The sequence below is a fragment of the Tenacibaculum sp. genome (assembly GCF_050290165.1).
GTDB lineage: Bacteria > Bacteroidota > Bacteroidia > Flavobacteriales > Flavobacteriaceae > Polaribacter.
In genome coordinates this window covers 25,023-43,258 of sequence record NZ_JBNKHD010000011.1, presented here as the reverse complement: position 1 = coordinate 43,258, position 18,236 = coordinate 25,023, and the positions used below count along the sequence as shown (strand labels likewise).

At 32.2% G+C, this 18,236-nt stretch carries 17 protein-coding genes; 7 read left to right on the top strand and 10 right to left on the bottom strand.

The window, feature by feature from the left end; genetic code table 11:
- Positions 1 to 39: 39 nt before the first annotated feature.
- From ACQY6M_RS07995 to murI, 3 genes are all read left to right on the top strand, one after another.
- A complete protein-coding gene (locus tag ACQY6M_RS07995; RefSeq protein WP_428740633.1) occupies positions 40 to 840 on the top strand; it encodes an OmpH family outer membrane protein in 801 nt (266 codons plus the stop codon).
- Positions 841 to 879: 39 nt separating this feature from the next.
- On the top strand, positions 880 to 1,389 hold the full coding sequence (locus tag ACQY6M_RS07990; protein ID WP_428740634.1) for an OmpH family outer membrane protein: 510 nt from the start codon (positions 880 to 882) through the stop codon (positions 1,387 to 1,389).
- A gap of 66 nt (positions 1,390 to 1,455) precedes the next feature.
- A complete protein-coding gene (murI, locus tag ACQY6M_RS07985; protein WP_428740635.1) occupies positions 1,456 to 2,247 on the top strand; it encodes a glutamate racemase in 792 nt (263 codons plus the stop codon).
- Here the strand turns inward: murI and ACQY6M_RS07980 are convergent.
- Positions 2,244 to 3,224 (bottom strand): PorP/SprF family type IX secretion system membrane protein, encoded by a 981-nt coding sequence (locus tag ACQY6M_RS07980; RefSeq protein ID WP_428740636.1) that lies wholly within the window; start codon positions 3,222 to 3,224, stop codon positions 2,244 to 2,246. The two genes, murI and ACQY6M_RS07980, sit on opposite strands and share 4 nt — an antisense overlap.
- Positions 3,225 to 3,327: 103 nt before the next feature.
- Positions 3,328 to 4,170 (bottom strand): AraC family transcriptional regulator, encoded by an 843-nt coding sequence (locus ACQY6M_RS07975; protein ID WP_428740637.1) that lies wholly within the window; start codon positions 4,168 to 4,170, stop codon positions 3,328 to 3,330.
- Between the two features lie 156 nt (positions 4,171 to 4,326).
- Here ACQY6M_RS07975 and ACQY6M_RS07970 point away from each other — a divergent pair, with 156 nt between their 5' ends.
- The 4 genes from ACQY6M_RS07970 (at position 4,327) to ACQY6M_RS07955 (ending at position 9,314) form a co-directional block, all read left to right on the top strand.
- A complete protein-coding gene (locus ACQY6M_RS07970; RefSeq protein WP_428740638.1) occupies positions 4,327 to 5,250 on the top strand; it encodes a dihydrodipicolinate synthase family protein in 924 nt (307 codons plus the stop codon).
- Positions 5,251 to 5,267: 17 nt separating this feature from the next.
- The gene (locus ACQY6M_RS07965) at positions 5,268 to 6,854 is read left to right on the top strand and encodes an aldehyde dehydrogenase (NADP(+)) (protein ID WP_428740639.1); all 1,587 of its coding nucleotides are present in this window, start codon (positions 5,268 to 5,270) and stop codon (positions 6,852 to 6,854) included.
- A 155-nt stretch (positions 6,855 to 7,009) separates the two neighbouring features.
- The gene (locus ACQY6M_RS07960) at positions 7,010 to 8,017 is read left to right on the top strand and encodes a 4-hydroxyproline epimerase (protein WP_428740640.1); all 1,008 of its coding nucleotides are present in this window, start codon (positions 7,010 to 7,012) and stop codon (positions 8,015 to 8,017) included.
- A gap of 49 nt (positions 8,018 to 8,066) precedes the next feature.
- Entirely contained in the window at positions 8,067 to 9,314 is a 1,248-nt protein-coding gene (locus ACQY6M_RS07955) for an NAD(P)/FAD-dependent oxidoreductase (protein ID WP_428740641.1), read from the top strand.
- 55 nt (positions 9,315 to 9,369) lie between these two features.
- On the opposite strand, the gene ACQY6M_RS07950 is transcribed toward ACQY6M_RS07955, so the two are convergent.
- The 8 genes from ACQY6M_RS07950 to ACQY6M_RS07915 form a co-directional block, all read right to left on the bottom strand.
- Positions 9,370 to 10,476 carry an alanine racemase gene (locus ACQY6M_RS07950; RefSeq protein ID WP_428740642.1) on the bottom strand — a complete coding sequence of 369 codons (1,107 nt, stop codon included), beginning with the start codon at positions 10,474 to 10,476 and terminating at the stop codon, positions 9,370 to 9,372.
- Between the two features lies 1 nt (position 10,477).
- Positions 10,478 to 11,632, bottom strand: coding sequence for an alanine racemase (gene alr / locus ACQY6M_RS07945; protein ID WP_428740643.1), 1,155 nt, complete (start codon positions 11,630 to 11,632; stop codon positions 10,478 to 10,480).
- Positions 11,629 to 12,768: an amidohydrolase gene (locus ACQY6M_RS07940; protein WP_428740644.1), complete on the bottom strand. Its 1,140-nt coding sequence runs from the start codon at positions 12,766 to 12,768 to the stop codon at positions 11,629 to 11,631. Before ACQY6M_RS07940 ends, alr begins: the two co-directional genes overlap by 4 nt.
- Positions 12,768 to 14,114 (bottom strand): sodium:solute symporter family protein, encoded by a 1,347-nt coding sequence (locus ACQY6M_RS07935; protein WP_428740645.1) that lies wholly within the window; start codon positions 14,112 to 14,114, stop codon positions 12,768 to 12,770. Before ACQY6M_RS07935 ends, ACQY6M_RS07940 begins: the two co-directional genes overlap by 1 nt.
- Before the next feature lie 78 nt (positions 14,115 to 14,192).
- Positions 14,193 to 14,387 carry a 30S ribosomal protein S21 gene (gene rpsU, locus ACQY6M_RS07930; RefSeq protein ID WP_428740646.1) on the bottom strand — a complete coding sequence of 65 codons (195 nt, stop codon included), beginning with the start codon at positions 14,385 to 14,387 and terminating at the stop codon, positions 14,193 to 14,195.
- Between the two features lie 31 nt (positions 14,388 to 14,418).
- Entirely contained in the window at positions 14,419 to 15,282 is an 864-nt protein-coding gene (locus ACQY6M_RS07925) for a sigma-70 family RNA polymerase sigma factor (RefSeq protein ID WP_428740647.1), read from the bottom strand.
- Position 15,283: 1 nt separating this feature from the next.
- On the bottom strand, positions 15,284 to 15,721 hold the full coding sequence (locus ACQY6M_RS07920; protein WP_428740648.1) for a GNAT family N-acetyltransferase: 438 nt from the start codon (positions 15,719 to 15,721) through the stop codon (positions 15,284 to 15,286).
- A gap of 503 nt (positions 15,722 to 16,224) precedes the next feature.
- Positions 16,225 to 18,216, bottom strand: coding sequence for a protein-disulfide reductase DsbD family protein (locus ACQY6M_RS07915; RefSeq protein WP_428740649.1), 1,992 nt, complete (start codon positions 18,214 to 18,216; stop codon positions 16,225 to 16,227).
- Between the last annotated feature and the right edge of the window lie 20 nt (positions 18,217 to 18,236).

Below are 18,236 nucleotides of genomic sequence, written 5' to 3'. Positions count from 1 at the left end.
TAGGTTTTGGCACGGTTTTTTCTAAACACATTATACAAGATGAAAAAAAAAATTCTATCAATCGTTCTTTTACTTATTGCAAGTATAACTGTTGCACAAAAAAATCAACGTATTGCATATATTGACATGGAATACATACTTCAAAATATTCCAGAATATTTAGAAGCTCAAAACTCATTAGATGCTAAAGTTGAAAAGTGGAAAACTAGACTAGATAAAGAAGCCCGTGCTATTGAAGTCTTAAAAATAGATTTAACTAACGAAAAAGCCATTTTAACCAAAGAGCTAATTGAAGAACGTGAAGAGGATATCAAAATAAAACAGGAATCTTTACGTAGATTAGAATCTTTGTACTTTGGTCCGAATGGAGATATGTACAATTTAAGAAAACAATTAGTTAAGCCTGTTCAAGATCAAGTATATAACGCTGTACAAACTATTGCTTCTAGAAAACAATATGATTTTGTTTTCGATAAGTCAAGTGATTTGGTTATGCTATATTCAAACAAAAAACACGATATTAGCGAACTTGTTGTACAAATGATTAATATAGATCAAAGAAGACAAGAGAAAAAAGATAAGATTGAAGCTAAAAAAGAGTTACTTAAAAATGATAATTTAAGTGATGAGCAAAAAGAAAAAATAGCTAAAAGAGAAGAAATACAAAAAAAGAAAGAGGAAGATAGGCTTGCTAAAATTAAGCAAATAGAAGAAAAAAGAAAGCAACGCTTACAGGAAAGAGCCGATAAAAGGAAACTATTACAAGAAAAGAGAGAAGCTTTGAAAAAAGCTCAAGAAGAGCAAAAAAAGAAAGAAGAAGACCCTGAAGAGAACAAATAAATCAAGAATAAAAGGACATTAATTAAATTTAAAACAAAGATGAAACATTTAAAAACGTTATTATTAGTTGCAATTTTTACGATTGGATTAGGTGGGGTGGCAAATGCACAAAAAACTGCACATATTAACACTGATAAATTATTAGCTGAAATGCCTGCTACAAAATCTATGAAAGCAGAATTAGAAAAGCTAAACAAAACATACCGTGACGATATTGAAGCTATGTACAAAAAGTTAGAAGCTAAAATTAAAAAGTACGAAGCTGAAGGTAAAAGCCAAACACAAGAAGAAAACCAAAAAAGAGCTGTTGAAGTTCAACAAGACAGATTAAAAATTAGTCAAGCTGAGCAAGCTGCTGGTCAAGAAATGCAAAAGAAATATCAAGAGAAAACTCTTCCTATTTTAAAGAAAGCTGAAGATGCAATTAAAGCGGTAGCTTCTGAAAGAGGAATCATCTATGTATTTGACGCTGCTCCTGGTAAAGGTTTAATCGTTTACGATAAAGGTGAAGATATTTATGACGCTGTAAAGTCTAAATTAGGTTTCTAAGAATCATCAAAATATTTTTATAAAAAATCCTGCTGAAAATGGCAGGATTTTTATTTTTGTTATACTATGAATAGCACACAACAACCTATTGGAATTTTTGATTCTGGCATCGGAGGAACTTCAATTTGGAAAGAGATTCATCGACTCTTACCAAACGAAAATACTATTTACCTATCCGATAGTAAGAATGCTCCTTATGGTCAAAAATCAACACAAGAAATCATTGATTTATCTATAAAAAACACTGAATTCTTAATAGATAAAGGAGTCAAAATTATTGTTGTTGCTTGTAATACCGCTACGACTAATGCTATTCAACAATTGAGAGCCAAGTATGATATTCCTTTCATAGGTATAGAGCCTGCCATTAAACCAGCCTCGTTAAAAACAAAAACAGGCACTGTGGGTATATTGGCTACAAAAGGAACACTAAATAGTACTTTATTTGAAAAAACCACGTCTAATTTGAGTGATGAAATTACTATTATAGAACAAGTTGGTGAAGGTTTGGTAGAGTTGATTGAAAATGGCAAAATGTACTCTGATGAAATGACTTCTTTATTAAAAAAGTACATTAATCCTATGCTGGAGAAAAAATGTGACTACATTGTTTTAGGTTGTACACATTACCCTTATTTATTACCTCAAATACAAGAAATCACAGGTAATTCGATAGAGATTATTGATTCAGGTGAAGCAGTTGCTCGACAAGTAAAAAATATACTTCTACAGCAAAATCTCCTCAATAATAGTTCCAATCAATCTTTAAATACTTTTTTTATCAACAAAGACAAAAGTGTTTTAGAAGCTATACTAAAAGATTATAAGAATAGTAAAATAGACTATTTAGATTTTTAATACGTAAAACTTCCGTTAATATTAGGACAAGCTGCTGCTCTTCTTTTAATACAGAAAAGATTAATCCCTAAAGATAACTGGTGGAACCCTCCGTTTGAAAACACTACATCACCAGATTGTTGTGTATAAGTGTAAGCAAACATCCAGTTTTTATAATTAACGCCAACAATTGGTGTTATGTATTGAGAATCCCCAAAAGCACTACTATCAAAGCTTCTTCTGTATGATAAGGCAGCCCATAATTGAGTAGCTTCAAGAGTTTTATAAACTTTAAAATTGATATCCCCTATTTTCTCCTGAGTTTGTTCCTTATATTGAAACATAAACGAGGGCTCGAATTGAAGTTTCTCTTTATCTCCAAAGAAATACCCTCCTCCTAAAATGTAATTTCTAAGGTTATAGGATTCTAAATCTGAATTCAAGTTGTTTTTTGCTGATAGAAAAACATTCTTAATAGTAAAATAAGACGACAACCCATTTCTATGATACGCCATACCAAAATCAGCATTAAAATAGAAGTCGCTTTCTATGACTTGGCTTACTGTTGGGTCATTAGCAAAATTTCGTTGATCTCTTTCATTTTGTACTACTGAAAAAGACAATCCAAACGATACTTGATTAAATAAATTTTCATTACCCATATCAATATGATAAGCATAAGTACCTTGGATTCCTTTTTGAGAATGATATCCATTTTTATCATTAAAAAGAATTACTCCTAAACCTGTATTTGAATACTCTCCTAGTTTGGCATGAAAACTTGCTGTTTGCAATGAGGGTGCATCATCCACCCCCAACCATTGTTGGCGAGCAGTTAATCGTATTTTACCACAATTACCTATTCCAGCTGCAGCAGGATGTAATAAATACACATTATCTGATAAATAATCAGCATATATTGGCAATGTTTCCTGTGCTGAAACATTATTTGTTATACAATAAATTAATACAATTAGATAAGCAATTCTTTTTCCCATAAACCTATTAGATCATAAAGGCACCAAATATAGGTAAGAGGTATTAGAATTTATGTTAATTTTTAAAAATAAGCCTGTTTTGAGTTAAAAAAGTTAATTTTCATCAATTATTCTTTCTAAATATTGAGGGACTCATGTTTTTTACCTCTTTAAACTTTCTATTAAAGTTAGAAAGATTATTAAAACCACATTGATAAGCTATTTCACTTATAGCAATACTTTTGTCTGAACTTAATAACTTACATGCATTTTCGATTCGTAATTCATTTAAAAAAGTAAAGTAGGTTTTATTTGTTCGTTGTTTAAAATATCGACAAAATGCATTAGGAGTCATATTAGCCTTTTCAGAGATTTCGTATAAATCGATATTTTTATTAAAATGATTTATGGTAAAATCCATAATATCTCTCATACGTTTCCCTTCATTATCGGTATATTTTTTAGGATAAATAAAGTTTGCCAGCTCTTTGGTTTCAGATTCAATAATTATTTTTAAAATTTGAAGTAAACCTATAAAACGTTCAAGATTAGTTGCCTTTTGTAAATTCAAAAATAAATTGATAACTTTTTCTTTATATGTCAAAAGCTTAAATCCTGTTATCGATTTTTCAAAAAAAGGAATTAACTCCACAAAATCATCTAACTGAAAAAAATCCTTTCCAAAAGAATCTTTCGTAAAAAACAATGAAATCATAAAAGACTCTTCTATTTTTGAAGCATCACTTTTAAAAACATGTGGTAAATTACTTCCCATCACTAAAACATCTCCAGACACATATTTATTAATAGTATCACCTACAATTAAAGTCCCTTCTCCTTTAACTATAACACACAATTGTATTTCTTCATGCTGATGTAATTTATCATAAAAATATTGCTCATGATCTTCCTGATAGATTAATCCAATGTTATGAGTTTTGGGTATTTTAAATGGTAAAACTTTCATTAATAATTTTCTTATTCACCATTAAAAATATGCAAATACTATTAAATTAACACAATTAAATAACTATAATAGTTAATATAGTATCATTATAAGATAATTTGAAGTTAAAAGACACTTCTTTCTACTTATAACTTTGCATAAAAAAACAATATTACGATGAGTATAAATTGGAAAGGTGTAATGCCTGCGGTAACTACAAAATTTACAGATGACGATACTTTAGACTTAAAGATGTTTGAAGTAAACATTAAAGCACAACTAGAAGCTGGTGTACATGGAATTGTTTTAGGCGGTACTTTAGGAGAAGCTAGTACTTTATCTGATAACGAAAAAAGAACTTTGACAAAAACTACTGTTCAACTAGTTAACAATCAAATTCCTGTTTTAATAAATATAGCAGAACAAACTACTAAAGGAGCTATTGAAGCAGCCCAAAAAGCAGAAGAAGATGGTGCTAGTGGTTTAATGATGCTCCCTCCAATGCGTTATAAATCTGGAGACAGAGAAACTGTTGAATACTTTAAAGCTGTGGCTAACAATACATCACTTCCTATTATGGTGTATAACAACCCTGTAGATTATAAGATTGAAGTTACTTTAGACATGTTTGAAGAACTGCTAAAGTGTGACAACATTGAAGCTGTAAAAGAATCTACCAGAGATATTTCTAATGTAACCAGAATTAAAAATCGTTTTGGTGATCGCTTAAAAATTATGACAGGAGTAGATACCCTTGCTTTAGAAAGCTTATTAATGGGTGCTGATGGTTGGATAGCTGGTTTAGTTTGTGCCTTCCCAAAAGAAACTGTAGCTATTTATGAATTACAAAAAGCAGGTCGTATACAAGAAGCATTAGAGATTTATCGTTGGTTTTTACCATTGTTAGAATTAGATATAAATCCTAAATTAGTACAAAATATTAAGTTAGCAGAAGTAGCTACAGGTATTGGTACTGAAAATGTGCGAGCACCTCGATTACCTTTAATAGGTGAAGAACGTAAACATGTTTTAAATGTAATAGAAACTGGATTAAAAAACAGACCTACATTACCTGATTATAAAGCATTAGCTACTCACTAATTAACCCATCTTTATATATGATTACAGGAAAAAACTATATAGGAAATCAATTATCTGCTTTAGGAACCATAACTTACAAAACATTCAACCCTGAATTAAATCAGGGAAATGAAACTGTTTTTACTGAAGTTACTTCCGAAGAAATTAATGATGCTGTAAATTTAGCTTCTGAAGCATTTAAAACATACAGAACTATTTCTGGAAAGAAAAAAGCGGAATTTTTAAATGCGATTGCTGATGAGATTTTAGCTTTAGATAATGAGCTAATTCAAACCTATTGCTCTGAATCTGGTTTACCAGAAGGACGCGCTAAAGGAGAGCGAGGAAGAACTGTATTTCAACTCCGTTCTTTTGCCGACTTAGTTTCAGAAGGTTCATGGGTAGACGCTACAATTGACACTGCTATTCCAGATAGAGAGCCACTACCTAAATCAGATATTCGCAAACTAAATATTCCATTAGGACCTGTAGTTGTTTTTGGAGCAAGTAATTTTCCTTTAGCCTATTCTACTGCTGGTGGTGATACAGCTGCTGCTTTAGCTGCTGGTTGTCCAGTTATAGTAAAATCACATCCTATGCATGCTGGTACAGGTGAACTTATTGCATCTGCCATAATCAAAGCTGCTGAAAAAACAGGAATGCCAAATGGTATATTTTCTAATTTAAATTCAAGTGGTATAGAAGTCGGTCAACAATTAGTTTCTCATCCAAAAGTAAAAGCTGTTGGTTTTACTGGAAGTATTCGAGGAGGTAGAGCGTTATTGGACTTAGCTGCTAAACGTGAAGAACCCATTCCTGTTTTTGCTGAAATGGGAAGTATTAATCCTGTTATACTATTACCTAAAGCTCTAGAAAATAGAGCTGATAGTTTAGCTACCACCTATGCTAACTCTATTACGTTAGGTACAGGACAATTTTGTACCAACCCTGGATTAATTTTAGGAATAAAAAGTGATGGCTTAAATAATTTTGTCAATTCATTAGCTCATAAAATTGTAGAAATTAACCCATCTTGTATGCTACATCCTAATATTATAGGAGCTTACGAGAACAACAAAGCAAAAGCCGTTTCACAACAAGGAATTACCATTGTTGCAAACTACGCTAAAGAAGTACAAGCTAATTATGCCTCTCAAATAGTTACTACTGTTGAAGGAAAAACGTTTTTAGAAAATCCAACTTTACATCAAGAAGTGTTTGGACCTTATTCTATAGTAGTACAATGTGAAAATGAAAAGCAATTAGAAGAAATTATTTCTAGCTTGGAAGGTCAACTTACAGGAACCGTAATTTCTGATGATAATGAAGCTGTAAATTATCCAATTGTAATTGCCGCTTTACAAAATAGAGTTGGAAGAATTATTTTTAACGGAGTCCCAACTGGTGTAGAAGTTTGCCCATCTATGGTTCATGGAGGACCTTATCCAGCATCAACAGACAGTCGATTTACTGCTGTTGGAGTTAACTCAATTAAACGTTGGGTACGACCATTTAGTTATCAAGATTGGCCCAACAATTTATTACCAGATGAATTAAAGAACGAGAACCCTTTACAAATTTTACGTTCTATTAACGGCACGCTAACAAAAGAACAAATAGCATAATAATAATTTAATAATTTCTTTAGAATATCACTGAGTCCAATACTATATCTTTGGCTCAGCTAAAGAAATTGAAAAAGCCAGCATCGTCTTCCTTAAATAGAAAAATTTGAAGGGGTTTTTCTACGAAAGAATACAAGCTGGCACTTCAATTTAGCATGAGAAAAACTTTTTTTTGCGTAGATGCACATACTTGTGGAAATCCTGTAAGAGTTGTTGCAAGTGGTGGTCCTAACTTAATAGGGGCTAATATGAGCGAGAAACGCCAGCATTTTTTAAAAGAATACGACTGGATTCGAAAAGGTTTAATGTTTGAACCTCGTGGACATGATATGATGAGTGGTTCAATCTTATTCCCTCCTCATAATCCCGAAAACGATTTTGCTATTTTATTTATTGAAACATCTGGATGTTTACCCATGTGTGGTCATGGAACAATTGGAACCATTACCATAGCTATCGAAGAAGGGCTAGTAACACCAAAAATTCCAGGAAAAATAAAAATGGAAGCTCCAGCTGGTTTGGTAGAAATAGAATACCAACAAACTGGTAAAAAAGTAAACTGGGTTCGTTTAACCAATGTTAAGAGTTATTTAGCAGCAGAAGGTTTAACAGTAGAATGCCCTGAACTAGGCGAAATTACTTTTGATGTTTCATATGGTGGAAACTATTATGCAATTGTAGACCCTCAAAAAAACTTCTCAGGTGTACACGATTTTACTGCTTCCAAAATTGTACAATATTCTCAAGTTGTTAGAGATCGAATCAATGAAAAATATCCCAATATGTTTATCCACCCTGAAAATGACACCATCAGAGATGTAACACATATGTTATGGACAGGTAATCCTATTGATTCAACATCATCTGGTAGAAATGCTGTTTTTTATGGAGATAAAGCTATTGACAGAAGTCCATGTGGTACAGGAACCTCAGCGCGTTTAGCGCAACTATATGCTAAAGGAAAATTGAAACTTGATGAAGAATTTATTCACGAAAGTTATATTGGAAGTAAGTTTATAGGTCGTGTTGAAAAAGAAACTACCTTAGATGGTAAACAAGCTATTATTCCAAGTATTAAAGGATGGGCTAAAGTGTATGGTTATAACAACATTATTATCGATGATGAAGATGATCCATACGCACACGGTTTTCAAGTAATTTAATAATTTATAAGAACGACATGTCATCTCTAGCGCAGTAGAGAGATATTTTATGAATAAAGAAGTTGTTATTATTGGCGGAGGAATTATCGGTTTATGTTCCGCATATTATTTACACAAAGAAGGATACAAAGTTACTGTTATTGATAAATCTGATTTTTCATCTGGTGCTTCCTATGTAAATGCAGGGATTATTACTCCTAGTCATATTATTTCATTAGCAGCTCCAGGAATGATTAATAAAGGTATTAAATGGATGCTGAGTTCAACCAGTCCTTTTTCAATCAAACCTCGTTTAGAGTACGATTTTTTACAATGGACATGGTTATTTAAAAAATCAGCAACGCCTAAAAAAGTAGCTAGTTCTATTCCTGTTATTAAAAACATCAATCTGTTTAGTAGAGATTTGTATGAAGAATTAAAAACTTTAAACGATTTCGATTTTCATTACCAACACAAAGGTTTAATGATGTATTATAAAACTGATAAAATGGGTGAAGAAGAATGGAATGTTGGGAAACTTGCTATAAAAGAAGGATTAAAAGTTGAACATCTTACAAAGGAAGAAACTCAAAAACTAGAACCCAATATAGATTTAAACATTAAAGGTGCTGTATATTATCATTCTGATGCGCACATGACCCCGAATGAATTTATGCTAAAAATGAAATCCTATTTAGAGCGCAATAATGTAACTTTCTTAGCAAACGAAGAAGTCATAGATTTTCAAATTTCAGAAGGAGAAATAAAATCAATCAATACAAAAAACAATACCATTACCGCTGATGAGTTTGTACTTACAACAGGATCATGGACTCAAAAACTAGCTAAAAAACTAGGAATAACCATTCCTGTACAAGCAGGGAAAGGCTATCGAATTAATGTAAAAAGAGAAACGGGTATTCATATTCCTGCAATTTTAACAGAAGCTAAAGTCGCAGTTACACCTATGAATGGTTTTACGCGTTTTGGTGGTACTATGGAAATTGCTGGTATTAACAGTCAAATCAATACTAAAAGAGTTAATACTATTGCGAATGCTGCTGAGAGTTATTATAACGGACTACAAATTAATCAACAAGAAAGAAAGGATATAGAAAGTGGTTTACGTCCTTGTTCTCCTGATGGTTTGCCATATATTGGTAGGCTTTCAAAAATTAAAAATGCAACAGTAGCTGCTGGTCATGCTATGATGGGATGGAGTTTAGGACCTGCAACAGGTAAATTAGTTTCTGAAATTATTTCGCATAAAAAAACAAGTGTAAACATCACTCCTTTTCATGTTGAACGCTTTACATAAAAAAACTCAAGAGCTACAAACTCTTGAGTTTTTAAAACAACAAAATAGCAGACATTTACATGTCATTTACATAAACTTTATCTATAAATTTTGAGCTTAACAATCTCGCAACTCCCATATAACTAGGTTTAAATTTAATTTTATCTCCTACTTTATACTTTACATTTCCTGATGTGTCTTTATTAGAACCTACATCAATCACTAACATATCAGAAGTAATTCCTACAAAAGAAATGTCCTTATCATCTGTCTCAATATCATCTTTATCCACATCCAACAAACCAACATCTAAAATAGCTTTGTAAGAAGTTTCTTGTACGTTACTCTCATCATAATCTATAGTATGTCCAATATTCGCCTCATTTATAATACCATCTGGCACTAACTTTTTTTCTTTCAACTCTATAATATTAGCATAAAACTCAAAGGTTTCGGTATGTAAATTCTTAAACTGTTTATTTTCTAACGGACTTACTCCAAAAAATACAGCTTCACCAATTCTGAAGTGATTAATTTCTTTTGGTACTACCTTATTTTCTATCAATGGTAAGGTTATGGAAGTTCCTCCAGAAACATACTTCAATTCTTTATTGAATTTTGCTGAAATCAATTCTTTATACAATGATAACTGGAGTAATTTATCATACGTAGGTTCCACTCCATACATACAACCAAGGTTTGAACCAATACCAATCACATCAATATTAGATAAGTTAAATACTTTTTCATAAAAATCTAAAATATCATCTCTTCTAACACCTTCTCTTAACTCCCCTAACTCAATCATAATAATGATTTTGTGAATTTTCTTTTTCTTTTTAGCGGCTTTGTTTAAAGCCTCTATGGTAGATAATGAACTATTCAAAGAAATATCGGCATATTCTACTACTTCATCTGCATATATTTCAGCAGGAGGTTTTATATAAATGGTTCTCAAATCTGGATTTACAGCTCGTAAATTACGTAAACTTGTCAACCTTGAATCTCCTACTGAGTTTATATTTTTAATTACATCTTTAGTTAAGATCGTTTTCAAAAACATTTTATCTCCTGAAAACACCTTAGTAACTAAACTCCATTCTATATTATTTGACTTAAAAAAGTCGCTTAAATCTTTTATATTCTGTTTTATTCTCTCAGAATGTATTATTAATTCTGCCATATTATTTCGTTATAATTCTTGGTAAATTATCTGGTAATTTAGTTAGTAACTCGTAATTAATTATTTGTATATAATCGTTAAATGACGATACCGTGATTTCTCTATCTCCTTGATCTCCTATTAACACAACTTCATCTCCCTTTTCCACATGTTCTGCATAAGTTACGTCTACAGCCATCATATTCATGTTTACCGTTCCTATAATATTGTGTCTTTTTCCTCTAATTAAAACTTTACCTCTATTACTCAACGACCTGCTATATCCTGATGAATATCCTACTGGTATAATTGCAATTTTTGTTTCATGATTTGTAAAGAACGAGGTTCCATAACCAATAAACTGACCTGCTTTTACAGTTTTTACATCCATTACCTTAGTTTTCCAAGAAATGACTCTTTGCAACGGTGATTCGAAAATTTTATGTTTGTTGAAATAGTGTACTAAAATTTCTTTTGTTGGGAAAAAACCAAACTGTAGAATACCTATTCTTACTAGATCAAATCTAGTCTTAGGATATCGAATGCTCGCTGCCGAACTCGCTAAATGAAAATCAGGATTTAAAAAATCATATTGATTAATCTTTTTGATTGTGTTTCTAAACTTTTTTTGCTGATCGGTAATTCGTTTATAATTTGAAATACTTTCTGCTCCTGCTAAATGAGAACAAACTCCCTTTACTATAACATATTCTAAATTTTCTTGAATGTACTTGATTATAGTAGGTATGTTTTTCATAACAAACCCTGTTCGGTTCATTCCTGTTTCAACTTCCAAATGAATTTTTGCCGGAATCTGAAGTTTTTTTGCTGCATAAACCGCTGATTCAAGTCTATCTTTTTCAAAAACATAAAACTCAATATTGTTTTCAATAGCCCATTCTAACTGACTATTATCAATCATTCCCATTATCATTATAGAAATGTCATCTTGAGGTAAGGCCTTTTTTAATTCATAAGCTTCATTAGCATCTGAAACACTAAAATGTTTAACTCCATATTTATAAGCTAAGGTACAATAGGTTCTAATTCCATGTCCGTAAGCATTTCCTTTAACCACAGAAGAAAACACCACGTCTTCACCTAAATGATTTTTTATAAAACGGATATTATTCTCAATAGCCGATTCTGAAACCTCTATGTATGATGTATGTATCATGAACCTAAAACCTCCTTTACTATCGTATGAAAAAGTTCTACCCCTGTCATAGTTATATCATCAGGAAAATCATAATCTGGATTGTGCAATGCTGGTGTGTCTTTTCCTGCTCCTAAACCAAACATTGCTCCTTTATATTTTTGAGTAAACAACCCAAAATCTTCTCCCCATTTAAATGGAGTTTTAATATTATTTACTGATAATTTATTCTGTTCTGCAGATTTTTTAATAATTGACACAGCCTCTTCATCATTTTTATTTGAATGAAACTCTTCAAACCATGAAGTTTCGATGGTTAAAGAATATTTTTCCTCTAACTGATCAATTAACACCTCTAGTTTTTCCCTTTTTCCTTCTATTAAATTGGTATCCCAACTTCTAAGTGTGAGGTGTACTTCACCGTAACCTGCTGAAACTCCATAAGCTTTCTCTCCCATTGTAATATAAATTGGAGTTACCAATAAAAAATCTTGCGCTTCCGGAAAATTTTTACTCTCTAGCTCTGCAAAAATTAATATTTCGGCAATTGCATTTGAAGGATTGTAACCTTTTTCGGGTTCAGCAGCATGTGCTGTTTTACCCTTTAGTTTAATTACTACACTCTTTACATTACTTGTAAATGTATTGCTTTTTACCACAATTTCATGTTTAGTAAAGCCTGGTAAATTATGTAACGCAAAGGCAAAATCTATTTCTAAATTTTTGAAAAAAGGATCTTTTAAAACAGCTTCTGCACCTTTCCCATTTTCTTCGGAAGGCTGAAAAAGTAACAACACTCTTCCTTTCTCAATAGGGTACTTAGTGAGCATGTTTGCTGCTCCAATTATGACAGTTGTATGCCCATCATGACCACACTTATGAGAAACTCCTTTCTTTTTAGATTTATGTTGAAAATTATTTTTTTCTTGAATCGGCAATGCATCAATATCAGCTCGTAACATAATTGTTTTACCAGCTTCTTTTCCTTCAAAAACTGCTACAATACCAGTATTAGCTACCTCAACAACTTTACAAGAACTATACTTTGTTAAGTATGTTCTTATTCTTTCTTGAGTTTCATACTCCTTTCCAGAAACTTCTGGATATGTATGTAACTCTTTTCTAATTTTTTCTAAGTTGTTTTTTAATGCTTCCACTATTTTTCTTTTCTCATTATTTGGATTATAGAAAACACCAAGGCTGATATTGTGATTCCGAAGAAATTAGCATCCAACCCGAATGGTAATCCCACCTCTAAGATAATCAATATCAATGTTGTAAGCCCTCCAAAAATCATTGCATAAAATGCTGCTATGGATGATGGTTTTTTTAGAAATAACGTCCCTAAAACCGGCACTAATAATCCTGAAACCATGAAAGCATATGAATATAACATTAACTCTAGGACATTTTGCATCATGGTAGCTAAGATTATAGCCAATCCACCAATTAAAAATGTAATAATCTGTGAGTTTTTAATACTAACTTTCTTCTTAAAATATCCAAAAATATCAGTAGTTAAATTCCCCGATGCCGCCATTAAACAACTATCTGCAGTTGACATAATTGCAGAAAAGTATGCCGACATCATTAAGCCCATCAACCCTACTGGTAAAATGCTTCTTAACAACAATGGTAAACCTAACTCGGCATCCATATTAGAGTCTGGTGCATACCCAATTGAGATGAACATTCCTTGTTCGTAAGCCACTCTCGAAAACAATCCTAAAGCAACTCCCATGAAAGCCATTACTGGGTATTCAAAAAGTCCTGCAATTGTCCATGCTTTTTTTGCTGTTCTTTCATCTTTACACGCATAAATTCGTTGATACAAAGTCATTCCAACAAACCAGATAGGTACAATGGTAATAACCCAATTAAACATATCAATGAATGATATATTGGAAAGTGATAAAAACTTAGCAGGTAACACCTCTCTAATTGCATTCCACCCTCCTATTTCTAAGTATCCAATAGGAATTCCTATTCCTATTAAACCTAACATCAATATAATCCACTGTATGGTATCGGTATAAATTACAGCTTTAATTCCGCCAATAACAGTATAAACCACAGCAATAACCCCCATAATTAAAACTGCATCAATTATAGATATGGATGGAAAGGTTGCAGAGGCTAATTTGGCTCCAGCTAAAATTTGTGAGCTTGTAAAACCTATATATCCTATTAAAGATATAATTCCTGCAATCAATGCCACTTTTGTGTTATAATGAAAAGCTAAAGATTCAGGAAACGTTAAAAAGTGATGTTTTTTTGCTATAGGGTATATTTTGGGGATTAAAAAAACGGTGCTTATCCAAGCACCCAATAACCCTGTAAAAAGCATCCAACTACCCGAGAGTCCCATTAAAAAACCAAGACCACCCAGTCCTATAGAAAAACCACCTCCTACATCGGTTGCTACTACTGATAAACCTATATGTCCTGCCGACATATTTCTTCCTCCTACATAATAATCTTCTTGTGATTTGTTTTTATTCATAAAGTAAACTCCTACTCCAAGCATAAAAACGAGATATGTTATAAAAATAACGAGGTCGATAAAATGTATATCCATATCTTATTTTTCTTTTTCTAGCAAAAATTGTTCTTTGTATTGCGCCTTTTTTAATTGCTCTCTTTTACTTACAGACGGTTTGGTGTACTCCTTTCTTTCTCTTATTTCTCGCAAAACTTTTGTATTCCTATATTTTCTTCTGTAACGTTTAATGGCTCTGTCAATGTTTTCGCCTTCTTTTACCTGTATTATTAACATATTGTATTCTATAATTAGTTTTATCTGTTGTTTACCCTAAGTATGTTTGTAACACCTTAGTTCTTGATTTTTGTTTTAATCTTCGAATTCCTTTTTCTTTAATTTGACGAACACGCTCTCTTGTTAAATCAAACGTTTCTCCTATTTCCGTCAAACTCATCGGTCTGTAATTTTCTAAACCATAAAATAGTTTGATGATATCCGACTCTCTTGGAGTTAATGTTTCTAAACTTCTACTAATTTCCAATCGTAATGATTCTTGTATTAGCTCTTTATCAGGTTTGGGCGCTTCGGCTGCTTTTATAACATCGTATAAATTAGAAGTTTCACCTTCTTTCAAAGGAGCATCCATAGATATATGCCTTCCTGAATTTTTCATAGACTGTTTTACTTCAGAAACCGTCATATCTAAAACTTTAGCAATCTCTTCTGGTGTAGGTGTTCGCTCATTACTTTGCTCTAACTTTGATACCGCTTTATTTATCTTGCTTATGCTACCTATTTTATTTAACGGTAATCGTACTACACGTGATTGTTCTGCCAAAGCTTGTAAGATTGATTGACGTATCCACCAAACGGCATAGGATATAAACTTAAATCCTCGTGTTTCATCAAAACGTCTGGCAGCTTTAACCAAGCCAATATTTCCTTCATTAATTAAATCTGAAAGTCGTAAACCTTGGTTTTGATATTGTTTTGCTACTGAAACAACAAATCGAAGATTCGCATTTACCAATGTTTCCAAAGCTCTTTGGTCACCTGCTTTAATTTTTTGAGCTAACTCAACTTCTTCATCAGCAGTAATCAAATCAATTTTCCCTATCTCCTGTAGGTACTTTTCAATAGACTTCGATTCTCTATTGGTAACTTGTTTTACTATTTTTAACTGTCTCATATTATCGTTTTAGTCTCATTTCTAAATACGGAGTAGTGAATCCTAGTTTTTCATATAAGAATTTTGCTGGATTATCTTTTTCTACATGCAAGGCAATATCACCCTGACAATTTTCAATAGCATACTTCATGATTTTTTTACCAATCCCTTTTCCTCTATACTCTTTATGAGTAGCGATATACACTAAAATGTTTTCAGGAATATATTCATCCATTCCTGTTTTATTAATTACTACCGCACCTACAATTTCTTTGTTATCCTCTATAGTAAAAATCGCTCCACCTAATCCTGTTCGTTCTTTAGCCGCATACTCAATTGCTTTGCGTATTGCCGATTTTGCATCTCCGTAATTTTCGAGATGTTTGTATAAAAAATTTGCTACTCTTTCTATTTCAAGTGGAGTTATACGATTAAAAGCATCGTAAGTATGTAATGTCATATGTTGGTTTTTATAAATAGGACTATGCTTAACAGTAAATAACTTCAGCTAAACATTTCGTTTTATTGAAGTTATATAAACATTAATACAAAGCCTACGGGGTTTTATATCTGTTAGCGCAGTATATACTTTTGCGAAAAGTGTACGAATATTAAAAATCGATACTCGTAAGGTCCAAAACAATTTGTAGTTCTATCAATTAAAATAGAGCATACAATTGTTTACATACGTTAGAAATCTTTTCCTTTTTAGAAAAGCAATAATAAATTAGAATCCTGGTGGAATAAACTTGTCCGACTGATTGCGGAACACAAGGAAGTTAAATGTGAAAACTCGTTGATTTTTTTTCTCGTGTGTAGTACCTACCATAGGGTGCAAAGGTACGAATTATATAGACAATTTCAAAATACAGCTGTAAAAGAGTCACTTACAGTGTTTCATCAAAATTAGCATAGTAGTTTTTAATAAAAAAGCATCTTAGAATCTAAGATGCTTTTTTATAATTATTTTTTGAAGTTAGCAATTCCTTCTTGAAGCCAACTGTGATATTCATCAACATCGGGTGTGTAAGCTACAGGATCTATTAAGTTAGATTCATCGTGATTCATCAACACATAAAATGGTTGTGAATTTGCTTTATACTTAATTGTTTGTAGTTCGCTCCATTTTTGACCAATATACTTTAATTTCTTTCCCGGATTTAATTTTGACTCAACCACCTCATCATTTTTCAATGGTCGTTTGTCATCAACATATAAAGAAATTAATACCACTTTATTTTTTAAGACATCTAAAACTTTTGGTTTAACCCATACGTTTTGTTCCATCTTTCTACAGTTTACACAAGCATGCCCAGTAAAATCAATCATTACTGGTTTCCCTACTTTTTTAGCATAAGCCAACCCTTTGTCATAATCATGAAAAGCCACGATATCGTGTGGAGGCATCAAATGTGCTCCTTCAGGTAAAGCTTCATGGCTATTTTCTTGGATACTTGTCGTTCCTTGTTTAGTAAACCCTACTCCATAAGGTGATTCACTATAATGCTGTGGTGGTGGAAAAGCACTGATTAAATTCAACGGTGCTCCCCATAAACCAGGAACCATATAAATAGTGAATGATAATACGATTAATCCTAAACTTAGCCTTCCTACAGAAATGTGAGTAATTGGACTATCGTGTGGTAATTGTATTTTTCCGAATAAATAAAAAGCCAAAGCTCCAAAAATTGCAATCCAGATAGCTATAAACACTTCTCTTTCTAACAAGTGTAATTGCAATACTAAATCGGCATTTGATAAAAATTTAAAGGCTAAGGCTAATTCTAAGAATCCTAAAACTACTTTTACTGTGTTTAACCAACCTCCAGATTTTGGTAACGAATTTAACCATCCTGGGAATGCCGCAAATAATGCAAATGGTAACGCTATTGCTGAAGAGAATCCTAACATCCCTACAATAGGAGCTATTCCTCCTTTAGAAGCAGCTTCAACTAATAAAGTCCCAACAATAGGTCCCGTACATGAAAACGAAACTATTGCCAAGGCTAATGCCATAAAGAAAATTCCTATTAAACCTCCTTTATCTGCTTGTGAATCTACTTTGGTTGCCCAAGAACTTGGTAAAGTAATCTCAAAAGCTCCTAAGAAAGAAACTGCAAAAATTACTAAGATTAAAAAGAAAATTATATTAAACCATACGTTGGTTGATAGTGCATTTAAGGCATCAGCTCCGAATGCCGCAGTTACCACAGACCCTAACAACACATAAATTGCTATAATAGATATTCCATAAATAATCGCATTACGTATTCCTGCTGATTTGCTTTTACTTTGTTTGGTAAAGAAGCTTACTGTCATCGGTATCATTGGAAACACACACGGAGTTAGCAAAGCAGCAAATCCTGATAAAAAGGCTATGAAGAAAATCCCCAATAAACCTCTCTTTCCTTCTTTTTTTGTTTCTTTTAATTTTTCTACTGACGTAACTTTAGTTTCTTTTTTATCACCTACTGTAGCCTTAACAGCTGTTGCTTTTGTTAAATCAAAACTTAAATCTATTTCTTTTGGAGGCAAACATTGTTCGTCTGTACAGGCAATAAACTCTACAAAAGCGTTAACCTGTGTTACTGCTTCGTCTACTAGTTCTATTGTTTGTTTAAAAACTGCTTTGTTAGCAAACGATTTAATATTCATTCCTTCGTCACTAAAAAGTGTGGTAAACTTAATTTTTCCTTCAGGTTCCGAAGTATTTCCTACAATCTTAATTTTACCACCTTCATCATCATATGTAAACGTTGTGGGAATAGGTCCACCTTTGGGAACTTCTTGTGCGTACAAATGCCAACCTTCTTTAATTGTTGCTGTACTAACTAAACTATAGGTGTTTTCTGAAATTTTTTCGACACTTGTTTGCCATGAAATAGGGTTGTAAATCTGGCTTACAGCTTTAAAACTAATGGCTAAACAAAAGAGAAGTGCTATTATTTTTTTCATTGTATTAAAAGGGGAGAAAA